Here is a 23,189-nt window from a genome sequence, read left to right on the forward strand (position 1 = left end):
CCTTATTCCGCGCGACGGATCCTGCGGGCGATGCGGTCGGCGACCGATACGGACTCGCGGCGATCGGAACCCCAGAACACGAGCGAGAACATACCTGGTCCCACATGGCAGCCGATGACGGGACCGACCACGCTGTCCATGAAGACGACGTCGTCGTGATCCTTGAGGATGGCTTCCTTGAGCTTCTCCATATCGCGGGCATTGTCCGCGTTGCCGACCGCGAGCAGATGCGAGGGAGCGTCGGCATCGGCGTTCGCCGTGTAGAAATCCGCCATCTGGCGAATGGCCTTCTTGCGTCCGCGCGCAACGCCCTTCATTGCAAGGGTGCCGTCGAGCGCGAAGTTGAGCAGGGGTTTCACGTCGAGCTTCGAACCCGCATAGGCGATGGAGTCGGGAATGCGGCCGCCGCGGCGCAGAGATTCGAGATCGTCGACCATGAAGATCGCGTTCACGAAGTAGCGGGCCTCCTCCACCCATGCGACGAGCTCCTGCGCGGACATGCCCTTGTCTCGCTGGCGGATGGCCTCGGAGACGAGGAAGGCCTCGGCCGTGGAGGCCATGAGCGTGTCGACCACGTAGAGCTCGGCCGACGGATGGCTCTGCATCACCTGGTCGCGCACCATGATGGCCAGATCGAAGCTGCCCGAAAGCCCGGAGGTGAAGCTCAGATACACCGTCGGGACGCCGCTTTCGGCCGCGGCGAGGAAGGCGTTGGTCAGCGACGCGATCGACAGCTGCGCGGTCGAGGGCTGCTCGCCCTTGCGCATGCGCTCGTAGAATTCATGCGGCGTCATGCTGCGCCATAGATCGTCGAAATGCTCCTCGGTACCGAAGAAGAACGGGAATTCGAGTAGCGTCACGCCTTCCCTGTCGATCATGTCGACGGGAAGCTCGCAGCAGGAATCGACGATGAGGTTGCATTGGGGCTCCATGGGGCCGCCTTTCTTCTTTCAAGCCCTCGGCCCGCAGGTCGCGGCGAGGAACCAGAGCTTAAGGAGGCGTATTCTCTCACACGTCCATGATGATATCGTCGAGAGCCGCGTCTGCATGCCGCGCGCGAGGCGCGCCGACGATGCGGCGGCGGATGCCCCTAGGCATGCACGCTCTTCTGCCCACGCAGGCGCGCGACCAGGTCGGCGCGACGGTTCCACAGTCCCATCTCGAGTCCGACCGGATAGGAATGGGGACGGTAGAGCCGCTTCTGCGATTCGTCGAGCTGCGCCAAGCCGGCCGCGACACGATCGCGCGCCGCCATGGCGCTGCGGTCCTCGTCGGCAAGGACGGACGCGCCTGCGCGCGCGAGCGGGGCAAGAAGCGTGGTGCACGACATGCCCGCAAGCGCCTTCCGGCGCAGCACGTCGGCCGGATCGACGATGGTTTCCTCGGCACCCACGCCCGCATCCACGTCAAAGACCATGTCGCCCGCAAGACGCCCTTCGGCATCCACATAGCGACGGACGTCGAGCACGCCTGGAATCGTCAGCTTGGAGGACTGCTCGGATACCTTCAGGCGGCCCGTCCATGCAACGTCCCCGGATCCGCGCGTGGCGGAAAGCTTGTAGACGCCGCCGAGGGACGGCTGGTCGTAGGCCGTCGCCAACTTCGTGCCGACGCCCCAGGAAGAGACCTGGGCGCCCTGGGCGCGGATGGAAGCGATAGCATGCTCGTCCAGATCGTTGGACAGGACGATGCCGCAGTCGGACAGTCCTGCAGCGTCGAGCTTCTCGCGCGCGTGCTTCGCGAGCCAGGCCAGATCGCCCGAGTCTATGCGGATGCCGAGCAGACGCTCACCGCGTTCGCGCATCTCGAGGCCGACCGTGATCGCGTTGTCGATGCCGCGCTTCACGTCATAGGTGTCCACGAGCAGCACGCAGTTCTTCGGGAAGCTGCGCGCGTAGGCGCGGAAGGCCTCGAGCTCGTCGTCGAAGGCCATGACCCAGGAATGCGCATGCGTGCCCGACACGGGAATGCCGTATTTCTTGCCCGCGAGGACGTTCGAGGTCGAAGCGCAGCCGCCCACGACGGCCGCGCGGCTCGCCCAGAGCGACCCGCCCGCGCCCTGGGCGCGCCTCAGGCCGAACTCGGCGACCGGCGTCTGCGCCGCCAAGCACACGCGCGCCGCCTTCGTCGCGATGAGCGTCTGGAAGTTCATGCAGTTGAGCAGTGCCGTCTCGAGCAGTTGGCACTGCATGATCGGTCCGGTGACGCGCACGATGGGTTCCATGGGAAAGACGATCGTCCCCTCCCGCACCGCATCGATATCGACGGAAAGCCTCATCGTGCTCAAATATGCGAGAAAGCGGGCATCGAAGAGCGGACCGCCCGCAGGAGCCGTAAGCGAGGCAAGATAGGAGATGTCATCCGCATCGAAGCCGAATCCGTCGACCATCTCGGCGAGCTGGGCGCATCCGCAGGCGACGGCGAAACCGCCCTCGAACGGGTTGTCGCGGAAGAACATGAAGAAGCATGCCTCTTCGTCGCCTTTGCCCGTCTCCCAATAGCCTTGGGCCATCGTGATCTGGTAAAGGTCGGTCAGAAGCGCATACCGAAGCGTTTCCTTGTCCATGGCGTCTGTCCTTTCATGCGAACGCATATGAAGAGGCAGGCCGCGCGGGCCTGCCGAAAAAGGTCGGTCGATCAGCTTTCGGAACCGGGGGCGTCCTTGCCCTGGGTCTTGTGCGAGCGCCTGCGCGCGCGGCGATGCTCGTCTGCGGGCATCGGCTTCGCGTCGGACAGCCCGCTTGAGCGCTGGCCCGGACGCGCACCCGATGAACGGCGGAGCCCCTGGTCGTGGCGCGGCTGCTTGGAAGACGCGTCATGGGCCGCCTGGCCGTTCGTCTCATGGCGACGACGAGGACGCGCCTCGTCCCGCGGGCGCCTGGACGCCGCGTCCTGCGCGCGTTCGGCCGTGCGGCGGCGCGGCTGACGACGAGGCGCGGACGGCTTGCCCTCGGACGACGCATCGGGGGCGGAACCGGAAGAGCGGCGGCGCCGGGGCGTGCGCGAGGACGAGGAACCCTGCGTATCCGAAGACGAGTTCGGCCTGCGGCGGCGTGAACGGCCGAGCGAAGGATCGGACGCATCCTTGCGTCCCGTGCGGGATGATCCGCGGCGGACGACGCCGCGCTCGGCGAGCGTGTCCTTGCCGGTGAAGATGGAATCGTCCACCAGGCTGCTCGTCTTCGCCGCGGCATCCGGATCGGCATGGTCGAAGTAGGCGTCTTCGGGCACGGTGTCGGGGCGGCCGCTGCCGGAGGCGTTGCGCTCGACCGTCATCTCGTCGACGGGCACCTTGATGCGCGTGCTGTCCGGCGTGAGCAGCGTCACGGTCTCGCGCGGGACGTTGATTTCTATCACCTTCGCCTCGCCGTCGGGCACGGCGACCTTCGCGCCCATCTTCGGGCAGCGGCACTTGAATTCCTTGTACACGTCGTTTTCATAGCGCAGGCAGCACATGAGGCGTCCGCAGACGCCCGAGATCTTCTGAGGGTTGAGCGAAAGGTCCTGGTCCTTGGCCATGCGGATGGACACGGGGTTGAACTTGCCGCCGAAACGGCGGCAGCACAGCTCGAGCCCGCAATGCCCCAGGCCGCCGACGATGCGGGCCTCGTCGCGCACGCCGATCTGATGCATGGCGACATGGACGTGGAATTCGGACGCGAGCACGCGCACCAGGTTGCGGAAGTCGACGCGATCGTCCGACTCGAAGTAGAAGATCGCCTTGTCGCCGCCGAAGAGGAATTCCACGGTCACCGGGCGCATGTCGACCTTCTGCTCGGCCACGATGCGCTTGAAGACAGGCAGCGCGTCTTCGGACTGCCGGCAGAGATCTTTCCATGACGCCGTGTCTTCCTCGGTGGCCACGCGCTCGACCGGCTTCAACGGCGAGCGCAGCGCCTTGATCGACTCCTGGTCGACGTCCATCAGGTTGTTATCGGCGATGCCGTATTCGAGCCCGCGCTCCGTACGCACGATGAGCGCATCCCCGCGCGAGAATTCGACCCCGGCAGGATCGAACCACAGGGTGCGCGGATTATAGGTCAGCCGCACGGCTGCGACCTTAGGCATAGAGAACCTCTCTTATCTCGAAGAGCAGAGCTTCGATGCTTAGCTGCGGAGAAACATTATACGAAATGGCTTCGTCGGCCGACGAAGCCCGGGCGAGCGCCCTACATGCTTTCTGCACCGACGTGCGCGACGCGGCATCGGCGACGGCATCCCGCGCATCCGCGTTGACGACGAGCTCGGGCGTGCCTGCGCACGTGACCATGACGTCGCGCAGCCATGAACGGATGATCGACGTCATTTGAGCCAGAAGCTCGGTCGTCGCGCGTCCGAGGGCGCGCTTCTGCGTGGCAGCGAGTTCCTTGAGCGCCGATTTCTGCAGGTATTCGGCGCTTTCCTCGAGGATGCGCGCGTGATCGCGCTGGACTTCGTCGAGCGGTGCCTTCGAAGACGTGACCAGGTCGGCCGCGTAGTCGAGCACGTCGAGATCGTCGGCGCGCGCGAGCGATGCCAAGACCGTGAGAACCTTCTGGCGGAACAGCCCGCGCTCGGAGGAGCGCAGGAAAGCCGCAGCCTTGGTGACCGACCCGCCGCAGGTCTGGATGGCGATCTTCGCCTCGGCATCCGAACAGCCCACGTTCTGCACGAGGATCGACGCGGCCTCGTTCGCGGGGATGGTGCGGAACGGCACGACCTGGCATCGCGAGACGATGGTGGGAAGGATACTCGAGGCGGTGCGTCCGAGCAGGATGATGACGACGTCGTCGGGCGGCTCTTCGAGCGTCTTCAGGAAGGCGTTCGCCGCCGAGGTGCCCATGCGGTCGACCTCGTCGACGATGTAGATCTTGCGCGCGCCCTGCATCGGCGCGAGCGTCACGTCCGCGACGACGGACCGTACCTGGTCGACCAGATAGCCCTGCGCGCCTTCGGGCGACAGGTGATGGATGTCGGGATGCGTGCGTCGGGAAACGCGGCGGCGGATGTCCTCGCGCGCGGACGGATCGTCTTCGTGCGCCTTGAGGATCTCCTCGGCGAAGGCGAAGGCCGCGGTCTCTTTGTTGGACCCGGCGACGCCCGTGAAGAGATAGGCATGGCTCACGCAGCGCTGCGCGACGCACGAGCGCAGGTAGGCCCGCACGCGCGGCTGCCCGTAGATGGCATCGAAGGCGTCAGGCATGGGACGCCTCGCACGGGCATGCCGATGGCGCGGATGCGGCGGCTTCCGCCAGCACCTCGGCAAGCATGGAAAGAAGAGCCTGCTGATCGACGTCGAAGAGGTCGGATACAGAAGCGACGACCTGCACCGCCGTATCTTCGACGCTGCCGGCCGACGAGACGGCGCGGAAGCGCTCGGGTTCGCAGGCCGCGAGGGCGTCGAATCCTTGCGCGACGCGCGCATGGAACCGATCGCTCGCCTGCTCCATCCGATCGGCGCCGAGCGTCGTCGCCCGAGCAAGGCCCGCATGCGCATCCGCGGCCTGCATGAGGAGCGTGCGGGCAGGAAGCGTTCCCTGGCATGCGAGCAGGTTGAGAAAGCGGACGGCATCGAGATCGATGCCGCGTCCATAGGCCTGGTAGGCCGTCGTGGAATCGATGAACCGATCGCAGAGGACGACCGCACCGCGCTCGAGCGCAGGGGCGATCACCTGGGAAACAAGCTGGGCGCGCGAAGCTTCGAAGACGAAAAGCTCGGACAGGCCGCACATCTCCTCCCGATCCGGATCGAGCACCACCGCGCGCAAAGCCTCGCCCACGGACGTGCCGCCCGGTTCGCGCAGGCGCAGCACCTCATGGCCCAGACGCTCGAGCACATGGGCCAGAATGGCGATATGCGTGCTCTTCCCCGCCCCTTCGCCACCTTCGAAGGTGATGAAGACGCCGGATGAAGCGCTCTGGGCAGTGTGAATCGGCATAGGGCGGACCTTCGGGAAAAGGAAGCGCGCACGGGATGGAGCGCTTCCGATGAATATGAACCGTAACCTAGCAGTATAACGAAAAAGCCGCCCCGGAGGGCGGCTTTCACGCTTCATGCGGTTTCGTCGCGGCTTAGTTGCCGGCGAACAGCTCGATGGTGTCGCCTTCGGCGACGGTGACCATGGCCTTCTTCCACGAACGGGTAAGGCCGGGCTGCTGACGGACGCGCTTGGGCTTCGGCTTCACGTTGAGCGTGTTGACCTTGACGACCTTGACCTTGAAGATCTCTTCGACCGCTTTGCCGATCTCGATCTTGTTGGCATCCTTGGCAACCTCGAACGTGTAGACGTTACGGCTCATCATGTCGTAGCTATGCTCGGTGATGATGGGGCGGATGATGACCTCGCGAGGATCCTTCATTATGCAAGCACCTCCTCGAGGCGGTTCAGGGCCGCAACGGTCAAGACCAGGGCCTTGTTATCGATGATCTCGAGCGTGTGGGCGTCGGCCACGGGGATGACGGTCACGTTCGGGATGTTGCGGAAAGACAGGTACGTCACGACGTCGTCGTTGCCGATGACGATCGTGGTGCGGCGGTCCAAGCCGAGGGCCTTGAGGGCCGCGACGGCCTTCTTCGTGGAAGGCTCTTCGAAATCGAAGCCTTCGACGACGGTGAGCTGGCCGTCGGCAAGCTTCGCGGAAAGCGCGGAGCGCTCGGCGAGCTTGACTTCCTTGCGATTGACGCGGAAAGCGTAGCTGCGGGGATGGGGTCCGAAGACCGTGCCGCCGCCGACCCAATGGGGCGCACGGATCGTGCCCTGACGCGCACGGCCGGTGCCCTTCTGGCGCCACGGCTTGCGGCCGCCGCCGGAAACCTGGCCGCGGGTCTTGGTGCTGTGGGTGCCCTGACGCAGCGCCGCCTGCTGAGAGCGGACGACCTGATGCATCACCGGCACGTTCGGCTCGATGCCGAACACAGCGGCGTTCAGATCGGCCTCTTTGACCGTCTTGCCGCTTGCGTCTTTGATTTCAATCTTTGCCATTCTGATGAACTCCTCTAATACCGGTGCGGCGGATTAAGCCATGCGGACGCGCACGATGCCGCCCTTAGCGCCCGGAACAGCACCCTTCACGAGAATCAGGTTCTGCTCGGCGTCGATGCGGACGACCTCGAGGTTCTTCGTGGTCACGGTGTCGGTGCCCATGTGGCCCGGCATGCGGACGCCCTTGAAGACGCGGGAAGGCGTGGCGCACTGGCCGACCGAGCCGGGAGCACGGTGGAAGTGCGCGCCGTGGCCGCCCGGGCCGCCGGCGAAGCCGTGGCGCTTGATGACGCCCTGGAAGCCCTTGCCGATGGACGTGCCGGTCACATGGACCTTCTTCACGTCGGCGAAGGCTTCGACGGTCTGGGTGTCGCCGACCTTGTAATCGGCGGCGGATTCGACGCGGACCTCGCGCAGATGGCGGGTGGGCTCCACGCCGGACTTCGCGAAATGGCCGCCCATGGGCTTGTTGACCTTCTTGGCCTTGATGGCGCCGAAGCCCAGCTGAACGGCCTCGTAGCCGTCGGTTTCCTTGGTCTTGACCTGGCAGACCGTGTTCGGCTCGGCAACGATGACGGTCACAGGGACGACCTGGTCGTTCTCGTTGAAGAGCTGGGTCATGCCGAGTTTCTTGCCGTAGATGGCGTTGATCATCTCTCACACACTCCTTACAGCTTGATCTCGATGTCGACGCCAGCCGGCAGGTCGAGGCGCATGAGCGAATCGACCGTGTTGGGGGTCGGCTCGAGGATGTCGATCAGGCGCTTGTGCGTGCGCATCTCGAACTGCTCGCGAGAATCCTTGTCGACGTGCGGGCCGCGCACGACCGTGAAGAGGTTGCGCTCGGTCGGCAGGGGAATAGGTCCGGAGACCTTGGCACCGGTCTTCTGGGCGGTGTCGACGATGAGCTTGGTGGACTGGTCCACGATCTCATGGTCATAGCCCTTCAGGCGGATGCGAATCTTCTGATTAGCCACTTTGATTTCCTCCGTAAGAATCCAGCATGCGCCCTTAGGAAGCGCTGCCGCCAGCTTTGCTGATGATTTCCTCGGCAACGTTCTTGGGAACGGCCTCGTACGAGTCGAACTGCATGGTGTAGGATGCGCGGCCCTGCGTCGTGGAACGAAGGTCGGTCGCGTATCCGAACATCTCGGACAGAGGCACCTTGGCGGAGATGGTCTTCGCGTTGCCGCGATCGCCCATGCCCTGGATCTGGCCGCGGCGGCTGGACAGGTTGCCCATGACGTCGCCCATGTAATCCTCGGGGGTCTCGACCTCGACGGCCATCATAGGCTCGAGGATGACCGGAGCGGCCTTGCGCAGGGCGGCCTTGATGGCCATCGAGCCTGCGACCTTGAAGGCGGCTTCGGAGGAGTCGACCTCGTGGTAGGAGCCGTCGACCAGCTCGACCTTGATGTCCACGACCGGATAGCCGGCCAGGACGCCGGAGTCGAGGGCTTCCTGGATGCCCTTGTCGATGGAAGGGATGTATTCCTTCGGCACGACGCCGCCGACGATCTTGTTCTCGAATTCGTAGCCCGCGCCCTGTTCCTGCGGATACAGGTTGATGACCGCATGGCCGTACTGGCCGCGGCCGCCGGACTGGCGGACGAACTTGCCTTCGACGTTCAATGCAGGCTGCGTGGCGGTTTCGCGGTACGCGACCTGCGGCTTGCCGACGTTGGCCTCGACCTTGAATTCGCGGAGCAGACGGTCGACGATGATCTCCAGGTGCAGCTCGCCCATGCCGGCGATGATCGTCTGGCCGGTCTCCTGGTTGGTGGAGACGCGGAACGTCGGATCCTCTTCGGCGAGCTTCTGCAGCGCGAGGCTCATCTTGTCCTGCTCGGCCTTGGTCTTGGGCTCGACGGCGATGTCGATGACCGGGTCGGGGAATTCCATGGACTCGAGGATGATCGGATGGTCGGCATCGCAGAGGGTGTCGCCCGTCGTGGTGTCCTTGAGGCCGACGGCGGCGACGATGTCGCCCGCGGCGCAGTTCGTGCGATCGATGCGGTCGTTCGCGTTCATCTCGAGGATGCGGCCGATGCGCTCGCGCTTGCCCTTGGTGGCGTTCAGCGCGTAGGAACCGGACTCGAGGGAGCCGGAATACACGCGGAAGTACGTGAGCTTGCCGACGAACGGGTCGGTCATGATCTTGAAGGCGAGCGCGGCGAACGGCTCCTTGAGGTCGCTCGGACGGGCCTCCTCTTCGTTGGTGTCGGGGTTCGTGCCCGTGATGGCCGCGACGTCGGTCGGGGCGGGCAGATAGTCCACGACGCCGTCGAGCAGCTCCTGGACGCCCTTGTTCTTGTAGGAGGAACCCACGAAGACCGGGTGCAGGGCGCAGTCGATGGTGCCCTTGCGGATGGCGGCCTTGAGCTCGTCGACCGTGACGGCTTCGTCCATGAGGACCTTCTCCATCATCGCGTCGTCGCAGTCGGCGGCGGCTTCGAGGAGCTCCTGATGGCGAATCTCGGCCTCTTCGGCGAATTCGGCCGGGATGGCGTCCATCGGCTCGGGATAGGTCATGCCCTTGTCGTCGGCCTTGAAGTCCCAGGCGGTCATCGTCACGAGGTCGATGACGCCCCAGAAGTTGTCTTCGGCGCCCATCGGCATCTGCACGGCGACGGCAGGCGCGCCCAGACGCTCGTGCATCGTGTCGATGGCGTGGAAGAAGTCGGCGCCGACGCGGTCGTACTTGTTGATGTACGCGATGCGGGGCACGCCGTAGCGGTGGGCCTGGCGCCAGACGGTCTCGGACTGGGGCTGGACGCCGGCGACCGCGTCGAAGACGGCGACGGCGCCGTCGAGCACGCGCAGGGAGCGCTCGACTTCGGCGGTGAAGTCGACGTGGCCCGGGGTGTCGATGATCTGGATGCGGTGCTCGACGCCGTCCTTCTCCCAGAAGGTGGTCGTGGCCGCAGACGTGATGGTCACGCCGCGCTCCTGCTCCTGGACCATCCAGTCCATCGTGGCCGCACCCTCGTGGACCTCGCCGATCTTATGGGTCTTGCCCGTGTAATAGAGAATACGCTCGGTCGTGGTGGTCTTACCGGCATCGATGTGGGCCATGATGCCGATATTGCGCGTATTCTTCAGAAGGTTTTTCTTGTCTGCCATGAGTTGCGCCCCTTAGAAACGATAGTGAGAGAACGCACGGTTGGACTCGGCCATCTTGTAGAGATCCTCGCGACGCTTCACGGAAGCGCCGGTGTTCTCGGAGGCATCGATGATCTCCTGCGCGAGGCGCTGGGCCATGGTGTGCTCCTTGCGCTTGCGGGAGAAGTCGACGATCCAACGAATGGCGAGCGTGGTCGCGCGACGGGGGTTGACCTCCATCGGGACCTGATAGGTTGCGCCACCGACGCGCTTGGGTTTGACCTCAAGGGTGGGGCGGACGTTGTCCATGGCCTTCTTGAAGACGGACAGGGCATCCTGGCCGGTCTTCTCGGCGACGATGTCGAACGCACCATAGACGATGTTCTCGGCGACGGACTTCTTGCCGTCGAGGAGAACCTTATTGATCAGCTGCGTGACCAGACGGTTGTTGAACCTTGCGTCCGGCTGGACTTCACGACGGGTTGCTGCTGCACGACGCGGCATAGTGTTGCTCCTTCATGTTCTGTGCGTGCTTCCGGGCGGCCTTCCGCCCATTAGGCCGGGCCTCTTGCCTGGCCCGCACGGCTTACTCCTACTTATTTAGGGCGCTTGGCGCCGTAACGGCTGCGAGCCTGCCTGCGCTTGTCGACCGCGGAGCAGTCGAGAGCGGCGCGGATGATCTTGTAGCGGACGCCAGGAAGGTCCTTGACGCGGCCGCCGCGGATGAGCACCATGGAGTGCTCCTGCAGGTTATGGCCTTCGCCGGGAATGTACGCGGTGACTTCCATGCCGTTGACCAGACGGACGCGCGCGACCTTGCGCAGCGCCGAGTTCGGCTTCTTCGGGGTGGTGGTGTACACGCGGGTGCACACGCCACGCTTCTGGGGGTTGCCCTTGAGCGCCGGGGTCTTCTTCTTGTCGACCTGCTTGGCGCGGCCCTTGCGGACCAGCTGGTTGATAGTAGGCAAAGCTTTGCTCCTTTTTCGCCTATCTTGCCTTGACCTTGAGGTTCGTCCTGACATCGACGGACGGGCCCTTCGGTCCTTACGTGTCTTTGCACGCAGCTGAAGCGCACGAAAACAGTGCCCCTCGCGGAGACACGAGTGGGAACTTTATCACCGCTGACATGGGGTGTCAAACGCCACGCATCCGGGCGTATCCATATCATGAAGCCAAAGAAACGCCTGGTGGAGGGGTTAACGAAGGATACGGGAGCACCCGACGACCATCAAAGCACGACAATTCGCGGAAATGCAGGGAGCTAACGTTCGATCAGCACGGGGCATTCGACGTTGCGCAGGACGGCGTAGCTGACCGATCCGAGCGTGCCGCGCACCGCATCGAGGCCGCGGCTGCCCATGACGATCACGTCCACGTCGTGAGCGCGCGCATAGCCGGCGATGACCTTGCTCGGCTTGCCCTGCTCGACGACGAGGTCGAAGCCGTCGGCCGATCCGAACTGCTTGGACACCATGGATTCGAGCTTCGCGCGCTGGAACGCGAGGTAGCTCGCGCGCATGGCATCGAACCGGGCCTCGCTCGCACGGCCCATTCCCGACATCTCCTCCGCCAGGATGAACGGGGTCGAATCGAAATCGGGCACAGCGGCGACATAGAGAACCGTCACCTTCGCATCGGGCGTGGAAGCCGCCCAGCCATGGGCGGTCGCCAGCGCGTTGCGCGACGAATCGGACCCGTCAAACGGAACGAGGATGCTCTTGTACTCCATTATGACCTCCTTTTTCCGAATGCGAGGCATCTGCCACGGCATCATTGTACCGCAGCCGCGGGGCCTTAGCCGAAATCGCGCGACTTCTCGCAGGTCGCATGCAGGGCTTCCATGACGGACGAGCGGAAGCCGAGCTCCTCGAGGACGCGGACGCCTTCGATCGTGGTGCCTGCCGGCGAGCAGACGGCATCCTTGAGCGCGGCGGGATGCGCGCCGTCTTCGAGCGCCATGCGCGCCGATCCGGCGACGGCCTGGGCGGCGAAGCGGTAGGCCTGGGCGCGCGGCATGCCTTCGAGCACGGCGGCATCGGCCATGGCCTCGATCATCATGAAGACGAAGGCGGGCGACGAGCCGGCAAGCGCGGTAGCCGCATCCATGAGCGATTCGGGGATGACCTCGAAGCGGCCGAAGGCGGCGGCGATGGATTCGGCCGTGCGGCGATCGGCGGCGCTCACCGCATCGGCGAAGGAGACCGAAGTCATCCCCTCTCCTACCGCGGCGGGCATGTTGGGCATGAAGCGCGCGACGTTCTCGGTGCGGGCGCGCGACGCAATCCAGGCGATCGGCTTGCCGGCAGCGATGCTCACGAGCAGCGCATCTTCGCGGATGATGCCGTTCACTTCGGATAAGACCAGATCGCAGACCTGAGGCTTCACCGCAAGCACGACGACGTCGCACGCGGCGGCCGCCGCATTGTCGGCGGAAACATTGATGCCGAAGCGCGCGGACGCATCCGCACGCGTCACGGACGAGGGCGCGCACGCCGTGATGTCGGCGGCGGCAAAGGCCTCCGATGCCGTCAGGCCCGCGATCATCGCGCGCGCCATCTTCCCGCAGCCTATGAACCCGATCGTCGTCATGGAAGCCTTCCTTCCTCGCGTCCTCTACGCCCCGAGAATGCGCGCGGCGACCTGCTTCTTGCGCGACAGCACGCCGGGCATCCAGGTGCTTCCGTCCTTGCAGCTGATATCGAAGGCGCGCTCGACGATGCGACGGTTGCCCTCGGAGATGAACTGGCTGCCTTCGGCGATGATGTCGGTCACCATGAGCAGGGCGAACTCGTAGCCGTGGTCTTCGACCAGCGTGCGCAGGTATGCGCGGATCTCGTCCTCGCGCTCGAGCACCGCCTGCAGGGCGACGGTCTCGTGCTGGGCGATGAGCACGACCGAATCGCCCAGCTGGAATTCCTTGGAATCCGCGCCGACGAGCTTGCCGACGGGCAGATCCGCCTCGCCGCCGCGGCAGCGGAAGATCTCGATGCCGAATTCGACGTGGTCGACGCCGAGGATGCTCGAGAGATAGGCGACCTGGTCGCGGTCGAACGCGGTGGCGGTGGGCGACTTCAGGATGACCGTGTCGGTCAGGCAGGCGGACAGGAGCACGGCCGCGATCGGCACGGGGATGTCGATCCCTTCGTTGCGCGCGAGGCTCGTCACGATGGCGGCCGACGAGCCGACCGGCATGTTGGTGAAGCGGATGGGCAGCGCCGTGGAAACGTCGCCGATGCGGTGATGGTCGACGATCTCGACGATCTCCGCCTCTTCGATGCCCGTGGCGGCCTGGCGGGTCTCGTTGTGGTCGACGAGGATGACCTTCTGGCGCGGCTTGGCGGCGACATCGGAGCGGGTCACGATGCCGATGCACATTCCCGCGTCGTCGAGGACGACGGCCTCGCGCAGAGCGCTCGCCATCAGATCCTCGACGGCTTCGCCGAGCAGGCCCTCCGCCTCAAGCGAGAGCACGTCGGTCTCAAGCACGTCGTCGACCTTTTCGAACAGGGACTCGACCAGATCGTCGGTCACCGCGGCGCAGGCGTCCTTCGCGTCGAGCGCCTCGTCGTCGACGCGGTCGGTGGCGGAGATGTAGCGCTCGGCGATCATGCGGGTCGTGATCAGGCCCGCATAGGAGCCGTCGTCGTTGGTGACGACGAGAGACCGCACGTTGTGCCTGCGCAGCGAACGGCCCGCCTCGATGAGCGGCGCGTCGTGCGCGATGCTGATGGGATCGGCGGTCATGACGTCGCGCACGCGGGCGCAGACGTTGGAGATGGCGCGCGGCGCCTCGACGCCGTACTTCTCGAATATATAGGCGGTCTCCGCTGGGAGAGGGCCCAGACGCACCGGCTCGAAGACGTCGTCGGAGCCGTCGCGACGGGCGATCTCGTTTTTCAGCCACGCGTATCCGACGGCAGACGAAATCGCATCGTTATCTGGGTTTTTGTGCCCCATCACCAGAATCGGTGAAGCCATTTTGCATTCCTTTCGGGTCAGTCGTGATCCACAGCGGGCAAGTGTATCATGGGCACGCGCATGCCCCTCGGCCATGCCCGCGGGATGCGCTCGAAACGCACAATCAGGCATTGAGCCGCGCCTCGGGCGCGGAAAGGAGCCTTACGTGAAGATCATCAGCATCCGCGACGTCATCGGCCCCATCATGATCGGCCCGTCGAGCAGCCATACGGCCGGCGCGCTGCGCATCGCGCTCATGTGCCGGCGCCTGCTGTCGGGCACGCCCGTCGCCGCCGATTTCAAACTCTACGGAAGCTTCGCCCAGACCCACGACGGTCACGGCACCGACAAGGCGCTCGTCGCCGGCATGCTCGGCATGGCGCCCGACGACGAACGCATCCGCGACTCGTTCGACTGCGCGCAGGCGGCCGGGCTCGCCTTCACGCTCACGCCGCGTGCCGCCGACCACGTCGACCACCCCAACACCGTGGACATCGATGTGATCGACGACACCGGCGCGCACGTATCGGTGCGCGGCGAGAGCATCGGCGGCGGCGCGGCCGTCATCACGCGCATCAACGGCGTCGACGTACGCTTGACCGGGGAATTCCACAGCGTCGTCATCCGACAGACCGATGCGAAGGGCGTGCTCGCGCACATCGCGAGCATCATCAGCGCCTGCGACATCAACATCGCCACCACGCGCCTGTTCCGCGAGAAGAAGGGCGATACCGCCTACACGATCATGCAGACCGACGACGAGATCCCCGCAGGGATCGCCGACGCGCTGCTGGTGCACCCCGACATCCACGACGTGCGCATCGTGAAGAGCGACCGCGCCTCCGACGCCATCCCGCCCGAACACGCGAACGGGCCCGGCACGGGCTTCGGCGCGGACATGACGGCCGAGGAAGCCGCCGCGGCATTCGATGAGATCGATTTCGCGAACGGCCGCGAGCTGCTCGCCTACTGCGAACGCGAAGGAATCAGAATTTCGGAGGCCATCTGCCGGCGCGAGCGCTGCCTGCTCGCCGCCGACGGCATCGCCGTGGACGACACGCGCAACTACCTGATGGGCGCGCTCGAGATCATGCACGCCTCGGCCACGACGCCGATCGCAGCGCCGAGGGAATCCATCGGCGGGCTGCTGGGCGGCGAAGCGCAGAAGCTCGATGCGCTGACGACGGGGCCGCTCGACCCGCTCATGGCCAAGGCGACCACGTACGCGATGGCCGCGCTCGAAACCAACGCGTCGATGGGACGCATCGTGGCCGCGCCGACGGCGGGCGCCTGCGGCGTGATCCCCGGCGTGCTGCTCGCCTGCCAGGACGTCTACGGATTCACCGACGAGCAGCTGCGGGACGCGCTCGCGAACGCCGCCGCGATCGGATACCTGATCACGCGCAACGCCAGCGTGTCGGGCGCGGAGGGCGGCTGCCAGGCCGAAGTCGGATCCGCCTCGGCCATGGCCGCGAGCGCGGTGGCGGAGCTCTTCGGCGGCACGCCGCGCCAATGCCTCGACGCGGCGGGAAACGCGTCGATGGGGCTCATGGGGCTCGTATGCGACCCGATCGCCGGCCTCGTCGAGGTGCCCTGCCAGAAGCGCAATGCCACGGGAGCCGCCAACGCGCTCGTTTCGGCGCAGATCGCGCTCGCCGGCATCGGCAACTTCGTCAATTTCGACGAGACGATCGACGCCCAGCGCCGCGTAGGCGCCTCGCTTCCCTTCGAGCTGCGCGAAAGCGCCTTGGGCGGCATCGCCGCCACCCCGACGGCCTGCTCGTTCTGCGCAGGGTGCAAGTAGACGAAGCATGCACGGCGGCGGTGCCGACCGTCCCGCATCGATGCACGACATCTATCCCCCGCTTCGATGCGCCATCGCTCGCTCGGCGGCGCCGCCGACCGCCCCATTCTTCTAGCACGAGAAAGGCCCGCCGATGCGGGCCTTTCGTCTATCTGCACGTACCGCGACGAAACCGGAATGCACAGGCATGCAGCCGCGAGCCGCCCTACGTCTCGATCTTGACGATGGGCGCGTAGTCCTTCAAGAGCTTCTTCATCACATTGCCCTTGACGAACTTGATGTGCAGCATGTCGCCATCGACCTTGGTCACGCGGCCGCGACCGAAGGTTTTGTGGTCGACGACGTCGCCGGCGGCGAACGTGACGGATGCCGCCGATTTCTTCCCGATGTTCGGGCTCACGCGGCCGCGGCTGCGGCTGTAACTCGTCGACGAGAGGCCGAAGACGCGCCCCTCTCCCGCCTCGGTGCCGCTGCCCGAGATGCCGCGGCGGCTGCCGCGCTTCTCCCAGCCGGTGCCCGATAGGCCCTCGCTGCCAAGACCGATGTTATGCCGCAGGTCGGAAGGGATCTCCCCCACGAAGCGCGATACGGGGTTCGCGTTGGTCTCGCCGTACATCTTGCGCGTGGCGGCGCAGGTCAGATACAGCTTCTTGCGTGCGCGCGTGATGGCGACGTAGGCCAGGCGGCGCTCTTCCTCGAGGCCCGCCTCGTCGTGGCTCGAATTCGTATGAGGGAAGAGCGATTCCTCCATGCCAGCGGAGAAAACCGCATCGAACTCCAGGCCCTTGCTCGAATGGATCGTCATCATCGTGACCGCGTGGCCGTCGGCGTCGGCCGCAGCATCCAGATCGGTGCGCAGACGGACCCATTCGATGAAGTCGGCCATGCTCTCGGGCGAGAGCTGGCGCACGTCGGCGAGCAGGCGCACGCCTTCGGGCGGCAGCGCGCTTTCATCGACCTCGTGCGTTTCGATGTATTCGTCCACGACCGACAGGAATTCGCGGATGTTCTCGACGCGGCTCTGAGCGTCGTCCGTATGCTCGGCTTCAAGAGCCGCGATCAGCCCGCTCTTGTCGATGACGGCCTCGATGACCTTGCGCAGGTCGCCCGCATAGGTGCCGGCCTCCGCGATGAGCCCGGTGAAGGACGCAAGCGCGCTGCGGGTGCTCGCGCGCAGGGTTTCGTCGGCGATGCATGCCTGGGCGGCTTGCATGAACGTCAGGTGCAGGGTCTGAGCCACCGCATCGATGTGCTCGATGGTCGTGCGGCCGATGCCGCGGCGCGGAACGTTGATAACGCGCTTGGCGGCGATGTCGTCGGCCGGATTCACGATGAGAGTCAGGTAGGCCATGACGTCGCGGATCTCGGCGCGGTCGAAGAACTTGGTGCCGCCGACGATGCGGTAGGGCACGCCCGCGCGCAGCAGCATGTCTTCGAGCGACCGGCTCTGCGCGTTGGTGCGGTAGAAGACCGCCGTCTCGTCGTACGAGATCCCTTGGCCATGCAGACGTTCGATCTCGCCTGCGATCCAGCGGCCTTCATCGCGTTCGTCGGGCGCCATATAGACCGATATCTTGTCGCCCTCGCCCGCTTCGGTGAAGAGCTTCTTGGCCTTGCGGTTGCGGTTATGGGAAACCACGGCGTTCGCGGCGGCAAGGATCGTGCCGGTGGAGCGATAGTTCTGCTCCAGCTTGACCGAGCGCGCCTGCGGGTAATCCGACTCGAATTCGAGGATGTTGCGGATGTCGGCACCGCGCCACGAGTAAATCGACTGGTCGTCGTCGCCCACGACCATGATGTTGCGGTTCTTCGCCGCGAGCTGCTTGGTGATTTCGTACTGGGCGTGGTTGGTGTCCTGGTATTCGTCCACGAGCAGATACTTGAAACGGTCCTGGTAGGCGGCCAGCACGTCGGGATGATGCTTGAACAGCAGGTACGTGTAGAGAAGCAGGTCGTCGAAGTCGAAGGAGTTCGCCGCGCGCAGGCGTTCCTGCAGGCGCTCGTAGACGCGGGCGCATACCTTGGCGGTCGGGTCGTGGGCCTCATCGGCGAAGACGCCGGGCACGATGAGCTCGTTTTTCGCCGCGGAGATGCGGCTGCGGATGGCGTTGACGGGCCAGCGCTTCGGGTCGATGTTCAGCTCGGCCATGATGTCTTTCACCAGGCGCTTCGAATCATCGTCGTCGTAGATGGTGAAGCCTTGGGAAAAGCCCAGGCGCTCGCAGTCGGTGCGCAGGATACGCACGCACATGCTGTGGAAGGTGCTCACCCACATGCCGCGGGCGGCGGGGCCCACGAGGCGGCCGAGGCGCTCGCGCATCTCGGCGGCGGCCTTGTTGGTGAACGTGATGGCCAGGATCTGCCACGGCTGGATGCCCAGGTCTTCGAGCATATGGGCGATGCGATACGTGAGCACGCGCGTCTTGCCGCTGCCGGCGCCCGCGAGGACGAGCAAGGGTCCTTCGGTGCAGAGCACCGCTTCGCGCTGGGGGCCGTTGAGGGTATCGAGATCTATCATCCGTGCGTGCCTTTCGCTGTGTCGGTTTCGGAGTGCGCCTACATCGCTTCCCGTGGCGGTGCGTTCGGCGGCGCTACGCGGCCAAGCCTTTCGCGAGGAAGTAGCCGAGCACGATAACGCCGACGACGATGCGGTAGACGCCGAAGGGCGCGAAGTCGTTGCGTTTGATGTAGCCCATCAGGAATTTGATGGAGACGACGGACACGAGAAACGCGGTCACGATGCCGACGACGAGGACGGCGATCTCGGTCGAGTCCATGGCAAGACCTGCATGCGCGATGTATTTCACAATCTTCACCAGGCCCCAGCCGAACATGATGGGGATGGCCAGGAAGAACGTGAATTCCGCGGCAGCCGTGCGCGAGCAGCCGGTAAGCATGCCGCCGATGATGGTGGCGCCGGAGCGGGACGTGCCGGGAATGATGGCGAGCACCTGGAAGCAGCCGATCTTGAGGGCGGTCCGCCAATCGATGTCGTCGACCGTGCGCACGGCGAACAGGCCGTCGGGATCGAGCGAGCCGTCGGCTAGACGCGGGACGTCGCCTTTGACGACGCCGGATTCCACGCCGCGCGCATAGGCGGCGAAGCGGCGGGCGTTGCGGCGCTCGAGCGCGATGAAGACGACGCCGTAGGCGATGAGCATGGCGGCCACCACGTAGGCATGGTAGAAGTGCGCGTTCACCCAGTCGTCGAGCAGGATGCCCACGACGGCGGCGGGCACGCATCCGATGACGACCATGCCCCACAAACGCCAGGTGCTGCGGCGCTCGTCCGGGGTCTTCGTGCGGGCGAAGGGGTTAAGCTTCGAGAAGTACAGGATGATGACGGCCATAATGGCGCCGATCTGGATGACCACGAGGAAGAGCGCGAGGAATTCGGGAGTGACGTCGAGCTTCACGAATTCGTCCACCAGGATCATGTGTCCGGTGGATGACACGGGAAGCCATTCGGTCAGGCCTTCGACGACGCCGATGAGCAGCGCCTTGAGCGCTTCGAGTGCGATCATGGATACCGTCAGCTTTCGGTTGGAAGCGCACAGGAAGCGCGCATGGTTCGGGCGGGAATTCAGCGTGGATATGATACGCGCATAGGCGCGCCGGGACGAGGGGCCGGACAGGTCTTCGGAGAATCAACGCAGGGGCGGATGGGGTCGCCGGTGCCTTCGCTATTCAAGGCCTGATGAACGCTGCAAGGATGGACAAGGCGGCGAGACCTCCCCTGTTTTGAGCTTCGTGGACATGGCGCTGGTCACACGAGTTTCGCGCCGGTGCGCATCCGTCTCCGCTGTCGCCGGCGTATGCGAGGCAGCGCTCCCGATCCATGCTGAGGCTTCCGATTCACGCTGCGGCTCCTGATGCGGTTTCATCCCTTCTTCGCCCATTTGCGCACGCCATGCGCTATGCTTGCAACCCGAAAACACTTGCCTGGATATTCAGGCAAGCACGTCTTGAGTGCATATATAGGCGCATATCAGCTAAGGAGCCCGCATGAGTGAGACCGCCCTGCCCGAAGAGAACGTCATCGTGCTCGATTTCGGCGCCCAATACGGGCAGCTGATCGCACGGCGCGTGCGCGATCTGGGGGTGTTCTCCTCCATCGTGGCATGCGATGCGCCCGCCGAGGAGATCGCCGCCATGAAGCCGTCGGCCCTCATCCTGTCGGGCGGCCCGGCGAGCGTGTATGCGGAGGATGCGCCTTCGGTCGATCCGAAGGTCTTCGAGCTGGGCGTGCCCGTGCTCGGCTTCTGCTACGGGCAGCAGATCATGGCGACGACGCTCGGCGGCGAGGTCGGCCATACCGAGAAGGGCGAATACGGCGCGGCGCCGCTGTCGCGTCGCGGCGAGAGCAGGCTTCTGACGGGAACGCCCGAGGAGCAGACCGTCTGGATGAGCCATCGCGACGCCGTGAGCCGCGTGCCGGAAGGATTCGTCGTCACGTCGGTCACCGACACCTGCCCGGTGGCTTCGATGGAATGCGCAGAGAAGATGCTGTTCGCGACGCAGTTCCATCCCGAGGTGCGCCATACCGAACACGGCAGCGACATGTTGAAGAACTTCCTGTTCGACATCTGCGGGCTCTCGGCCACATGGTCGATGGAGAATCTGGTGGATTCGATGGTCGCGTCGATCTGCAAGACCGTGGGCGACGACCGCGTCATCCTGGCGCTTTCGGGCGGCGTGGACTCCAGCGTCGTGGGCGCGCTCCTGTCGCGTGCGATCGGCAAGCAGCTGACCTGCGTGTTCATCAACCATGGACTGCTGCGCAAGAACGAGCCCGAAGAGGTGGAGCGCGTCTTCACCGAGCAGTTCGACGTGGATTTCGTGCACGTGCATGCCGAAGAGCGCTATGCCGAGCTGCTCGACGGCGTGGTGGAGCCGGAACAGAAACGGCGCATCATCGGCACGCAGTTCTGGAAGGAGTTCTTCACCGTCGCGCAGAAGACGGGCGGCGTGAAGTACCTGGCCCAGGGCACAATCTATCCGGACATCATTGAGAGCGGCGCTCGCAAGACCGGCGGCAAGGCATCCACGATCAAGAGCCACCACAACCTGATCCCCTTCCCCGAGGGCGTGCATTTCGATCTGATCGAGCCGCTCGACCACTTCTTCAAAGACGAGATACGCGCGCTGGGCACGGCGCTCGGGCTGCCCGACCGCATCGTGCATCGCCAGCCGTTCCCGGGACCGGGCTTGGCGATTCGCATCATCGGCGCTGTGAGTCCCGAGAAGCTCGAGATCCTGAAGAACGCCGATGCGATCGTGCGCGAAGAGCTGGATGCGTACAACGCGCGACTGTTCGAGGAGACCGGCGAGAGGAACAGCGAGCACAGCTGCTGGCAATACTTCGCCGTGCTGCCCGACATCAAGAGCGTAGGCGTCATGGGAGACGAGCGCACGTACGCGCGGCCGGTGATCCTGCGCGCGGTGGAGAGCTCGGACGCTATGACGGCCGACTGGGCGAAGCTGCCGTACGACGTGCTTGCGCGCGTGAGCGGCCGCATCGTGGCCGAGGTGCCGGGCGTGAACCGCGTGGCGTACGACATCACGTCCAAGCCACCTGCAACGATCGAGTGGGAGTGACGGAAAGCCGCCCGAAGTGCGCATTTCCCCAGCTTAGCATGCTAAACCCCTCTGTCGAATTGTGCTTGACAGAGGGGTTTTTAGCCCGCATACGCCTTTCTAGGCTGGTTTAGCCTACAGGTTCTCGATTGCGTCGTTAAGACGGTCTACCAGATAATCGTCGAAGCAGGCATATTCGACTCGAGGATCCTCATCGATGGACCAGGACACAACTTCGCCCGTGTTCACGTCGATGCAATACAACCATTCGTCGCAGCTCTCGATAACGAGAAGGCTGTCGGGAAGACCGTCCTCACGATACTCGAGGGTCTCTTCCAAAAAGGAGATGCTCCCATCAAACCCGACCCCAAGAATCTCGAAGCCAATTCCGCCGTGGCTATAAATGTTGAGGTACTCGAGGAACTGCTCGGGGACGATGAACCCAAGCTTTTCCTCTACTTCGGCAAGCATCTCCTGGGTCGGTGCGACTTTGGTAAAAGAGCCCTTGTCCCCAAGTCGGGTCATCAAGTCGTTGATTCTGCCGTTCATTACTTTCCTTTTTTTAGGTGTTGCTGGGCGCGCCACTTCCAATAGGCGCTCCGGAAGTTGTTGTACTGTTTCACGAGGTCAGGGTTGTTCCTGAAGCTGTTGCCTCTACCCACGAGCCCGTGCAAGGTCCGCTTGTACTCTCGGTGGGTAACCTCCCGAACCTCAGCCATCGGACCGCTCTCTTGCTGCAAGATGTGATGCAACTGGACAGGCTTGCCATCGTTTCCGATTGGAGCATCGCCGTCCATCATACGCTGCAGATTTGTCCTTTTCGTCTTGGAATCATAGTAACCGAAGTCGATGTCGTTGCGCTGGTAAACCCTGCGGCTCACGTCGCGCACCTCACCTCCGACGGTGACGGTTCCCTCGTACCAAACCCGCGTGAAGATCTTCGTCTTGCCCGACCCGGAGGTGTAGCCAAACCCGCCGTGCTCGCCGGTACCCATCACGCCACCTCCCCGTGCGCGCGGGAGATCTCGCTGTCGAACTGGACGATCTCGATACCCATGTCGCGGTACCTGCCGAAGACCTCCTCGGGCGCGCTGCCGTAGACGACGATGGCCTTGGGGCAAAGGCGCCTGACGACCACGGCGAGACCTTCCTCGAAGAAGCGCCTGTCCTCGGCGGACTGCACAGCGCCCACCGTGCCAACCGCGATGACGCTGCCCTTGGGTGCCCCGTCGCAGCAGACGCGGTAGGTGCGGCGGTCGCCCCAGCGCACGTTGAGGCGGCTGCGCAAGCGCGTCCGCGAGCTCGAGCAGGAGAACGAGTTCCTAAAAAAAGCGAGCGCCTTCTTCGCCGCGAACCAAGCAAGGTAGACAGGTACCGCCTGATGAGGGCGGAGAAGGACAGCTACCCCGTGAAGATGATGGCGAGAGTGCTGGAGGTGTCGAGGTCGGGCTTCTACAGCTGGCTGGCCAAGGGCGAGCCGGACGACCCGTGGGCCGGGCTGAGGGCCGAGGTGAAGCGCGTGTGGCTGGAATCGGACCGCACCTTCGGCGCCAGGTTCGTGCTGGCGTTCCTGCCCGAGGAGTTCGCCGGCACGACGCTGTACCGCGTGAGGAAATGCATGAAGGAGCTGGGCATACGGGGGAATCGCCCCGAACTCCAAGAAGAGGGCCATGATCCCCGACGAGGACGCTCCGGCCAGGCCCGATTTGATAAAGCGCGACTTCACGAGCCCGCTGCCCACCTGCAAGCTCGTGGGCGACATCACCTACCTCAGGACCAGGGAGGGC

At 64.8% G+C, this 23,189-nt stretch carries 23 protein-coding genes; 3 read left to right on the forward strand and 20 right to left on the reverse strand.

The features are described 5' to 3' along the window. Window positions 1-2: 2 nt before the first annotated feature. From HMPREF0762_RS01590 to HMPREF0762_RS01660, 15 genes are all read right to left on the reverse strand, one after another. On the reverse strand, window positions 3-932 hold the full coding sequence (locus HMPREF0762_RS01590; protein WP_006361602.1) for a DegV family protein: 930 nt from the start codon (window positions 930-932) through the stop codon (window positions 3-5). A 158-nt stretch (window positions 933-1,090) separates the two neighbouring features. Next, on the reverse strand, window positions 1,091-2,566 hold the full coding sequence (locus tag HMPREF0762_RS01595) for a nicotinate phosphoribosyltransferase (protein ID WP_006361603.1): 1,476 nt from the start codon (window positions 2,564-2,566) through the stop codon (window positions 1,091-1,093). A gap of 71 nt (window positions 2,567-2,637) precedes the next feature. Continuing rightward, entirely contained in the window at window positions 2,638-4,068 is a 1,431-nt protein-coding gene (gene ricT, locus HMPREF0762_RS01600) for a PSP1 domain-containing protein (protein ID WP_006361604.1), read from the reverse strand. Continuing rightward, window positions 4,061-5,182, reverse strand: a complete 1,122-nt coding sequence (locus HMPREF0762_RS01605; RefSeq protein ID WP_006361605.1) for a DNA polymerase III subunit — start codon at window positions 5,180-5,182, stop codon at window positions 4,061-4,063. The genes ricT and HMPREF0762_RS01605 overlap by 8 nt, the downstream gene beginning before the upstream one ends. Next, the gene (tmk, locus tag HMPREF0762_RS01610; RefSeq protein ID WP_006361606.1) at window positions 5,175-5,918 is read right to left on the reverse strand and encodes a dTMP kinase; all 744 of its coding nucleotides are present in this window, start codon (window positions 5,916-5,918) and stop codon (window positions 5,175-5,177) included. Before tmk ends, HMPREF0762_RS01605 begins: the two co-directional genes overlap by 8 nt. A gap of 133 nt (window positions 5,919-6,051) precedes the next feature. Continuing rightward, window positions 6,052-6,339: a 50S ribosomal protein L23 gene (gene rplW / locus HMPREF0762_RS01615; protein WP_006361607.1), complete on the reverse strand. Its 288-nt coding sequence runs from the start codon at window positions 6,337-6,339 to the stop codon at window positions 6,052-6,054. After that, window positions 6,339-6,962 carry a 50S ribosomal protein L4 gene (gene rplD, locus HMPREF0762_RS01620; protein ID WP_006361608.1) on the reverse strand — a complete coding sequence of 208 codons (624 nt, stop codon included), beginning with the start codon at window positions 6,960-6,962 and terminating at the stop codon, window positions 6,339-6,341. The genes rplW and rplD overlap by 1 nt, the downstream gene beginning before the upstream one ends. Before the next feature lie 33 nt (window positions 6,963-6,995). Next, complete coding sequence (gene rplC / locus HMPREF0762_RS01625) at window positions 6,996-7,616, reverse strand: 50S ribosomal protein L3 (protein WP_006361609.1); 621 nt, start codon at window positions 7,614-7,616, stop codon at window positions 6,996-6,998. Between the two features lie 14 nt (window positions 7,617-7,630). Further along, the gene (gene rpsJ / locus HMPREF0762_RS01630; protein WP_006361610.1) at window positions 7,631-7,939 is read right to left on the reverse strand and encodes a 30S ribosomal protein S10; all 309 of its coding nucleotides are present in this window, start codon (window positions 7,937-7,939) and stop codon (window positions 7,631-7,633) included. Between the two features lie 34 nt (window positions 7,940-7,973). Beyond that, window positions 7,974-10,085, reverse strand: a complete 2,112-nt coding sequence (gene fusA / locus HMPREF0762_RS01635) for an elongation factor G (RefSeq protein WP_006361611.1) — start codon at window positions 10,083-10,085, stop codon at window positions 7,974-7,976. 12 nt (window positions 10,086-10,097) lie between these two features. Next, entirely contained in the window at window positions 10,098-10,568 is a 471-nt protein-coding gene (rpsG, locus tag HMPREF0762_RS01640) for a 30S ribosomal protein S7 (RefSeq protein WP_006361612.1), read from the reverse strand. Between the two features lie 92 nt (window positions 10,569-10,660). Next, window positions 10,661-11,032 carry a 30S ribosomal protein S12 gene (gene rpsL, locus HMPREF0762_RS01645; RefSeq protein WP_006361613.1) on the reverse strand — a complete coding sequence of 124 codons (372 nt, stop codon included), beginning with the start codon at window positions 11,030-11,032 and terminating at the stop codon, window positions 10,661-10,663. Window positions 11,033-11,325: 293 nt separating this feature from the next. Continuing rightward, entirely contained in the window at window positions 11,326-11,793 is a 468-nt protein-coding gene (locus tag HMPREF0762_RS01650; protein WP_009078590.1) for a universal stress protein, read from the reverse strand. A gap of 65 nt (window positions 11,794-11,858) precedes the next feature. Further along, window positions 11,859-12,653, reverse strand: a complete 795-nt coding sequence (gene proC / locus HMPREF0762_RS01655) for a pyrroline-5-carboxylate reductase (RefSeq protein WP_006361615.1) — start codon at window positions 12,651-12,653, stop codon at window positions 11,859-11,861. A 24-nt stretch (window positions 12,654-12,677) separates the two neighbouring features. After that, a complete protein-coding gene (locus tag HMPREF0762_RS01660) occupies window positions 12,678-14,042 on the reverse strand; it encodes a putative manganese-dependent inorganic diphosphatase (RefSeq protein ID WP_006361616.1) in 1,365 nt (454 codons plus the stop codon). Between the two features lie 145 nt (window positions 14,043-14,187). Between HMPREF0762_RS01660 and sdaAA the strand changes: the two genes are divergently transcribed. Further along, the gene (gene sdaAA / locus HMPREF0762_RS01665; RefSeq protein WP_040618785.1) at window positions 14,188-15,825 is read left to right on the forward strand and encodes an L-serine ammonia-lyase, iron-sulfur-dependent, subunit alpha; all 1,638 of its coding nucleotides are present in this window, start codon (window positions 14,188-14,190) and stop codon (window positions 15,823-15,825) included. Window positions 15,826-16,030: 205 nt separating this feature from the next. On the opposite strand, the gene HMPREF0762_RS01670 is transcribed toward sdaAA, so the two are convergent. After that, on the reverse strand, window positions 16,031-18,343 hold the full coding sequence (locus tag HMPREF0762_RS01670; RefSeq protein WP_006361619.1) for an ATP-dependent helicase: 2,313 nt from the start codon (window positions 18,341-18,343) through the stop codon (window positions 16,031-16,033). Between the two features lie 73 nt (window positions 18,344-18,416). Further along, window positions 18,417-19,349, reverse strand: a complete 933-nt coding sequence (locus HMPREF0762_RS01675; protein ID WP_006361620.1) for an undecaprenyl-diphosphate phosphatase — start codon at window positions 19,347-19,349, stop codon at window positions 18,417-18,419. A 481-nt stretch (window positions 19,350-19,830) separates the two neighbouring features. On the opposite strand from HMPREF0762_RS01675, the gene guaA reads away from it, so the two are divergent. Continuing rightward, window positions 19,831-21,423 carry a glutamine-hydrolyzing GMP synthase gene (gene guaA / locus HMPREF0762_RS01680; protein ID WP_006361623.1) on the forward strand — a complete coding sequence of 531 codons (1,593 nt, stop codon included), beginning with the start codon at window positions 19,831-19,833 and terminating at the stop codon, window positions 21,421-21,423. A 114-nt stretch (window positions 21,424-21,537) separates the two neighbouring features. Here the strand turns inward: guaA and HMPREF0762_RS01685 are convergent, their stop codons facing one another. From HMPREF0762_RS01685 to HMPREF0762_RS01695, 3 genes are read right to left on the reverse strand one after another with little or no spacing between them, the layout of a single operon-like run. Then, window positions 21,538-21,951, reverse strand: coding sequence for an SMI1/KNR4 family protein (locus HMPREF0762_RS01685; RefSeq protein ID WP_006361624.1), 414 nt, complete (start codon window positions 21,949-21,951; stop codon window positions 21,538-21,540). After that, complete coding sequence (locus HMPREF0762_RS01690) at window positions 21,951-22,397, reverse strand: HNH/ENDO VII family nuclease (protein WP_006361625.1); 447 nt, start codon at window positions 22,395-22,397, stop codon at window positions 21,951-21,953. The genes HMPREF0762_RS01685 and HMPREF0762_RS01690 overlap by 1 nt, the downstream gene beginning before the upstream one ends. Next, entirely contained in the window at window positions 22,397-22,690 is a 294-nt protein-coding gene (locus tag HMPREF0762_RS01695; RefSeq protein WP_006361626.1) for a DUF4417 domain-containing protein, read from the reverse strand. The genes HMPREF0762_RS01690 and HMPREF0762_RS01695 overlap by 1 nt, the downstream gene beginning before the upstream one ends. A gap of 126 nt (window positions 22,691-22,816) precedes the next feature. Between HMPREF0762_RS01695 and HMPREF0762_RS09300 the strand changes: the two genes are divergently transcribed. Then, window positions 22,817-23,189: IS3 family transposase (locus HMPREF0762_RS09300; protein ID WP_409371728.1), on the forward strand; the 373-nt coding region annotated here is incomplete at its 3' end.

Source organism: Slackia exigua ATCC 700122 (assembly GCF_000162875.1).
In the GTDB taxonomy this organism is placed as follows: Bacteria; Actinomycetota; Coriobacteriia; order Coriobacteriales; family Eggerthellaceae; genus Slackia; species Slackia exigua.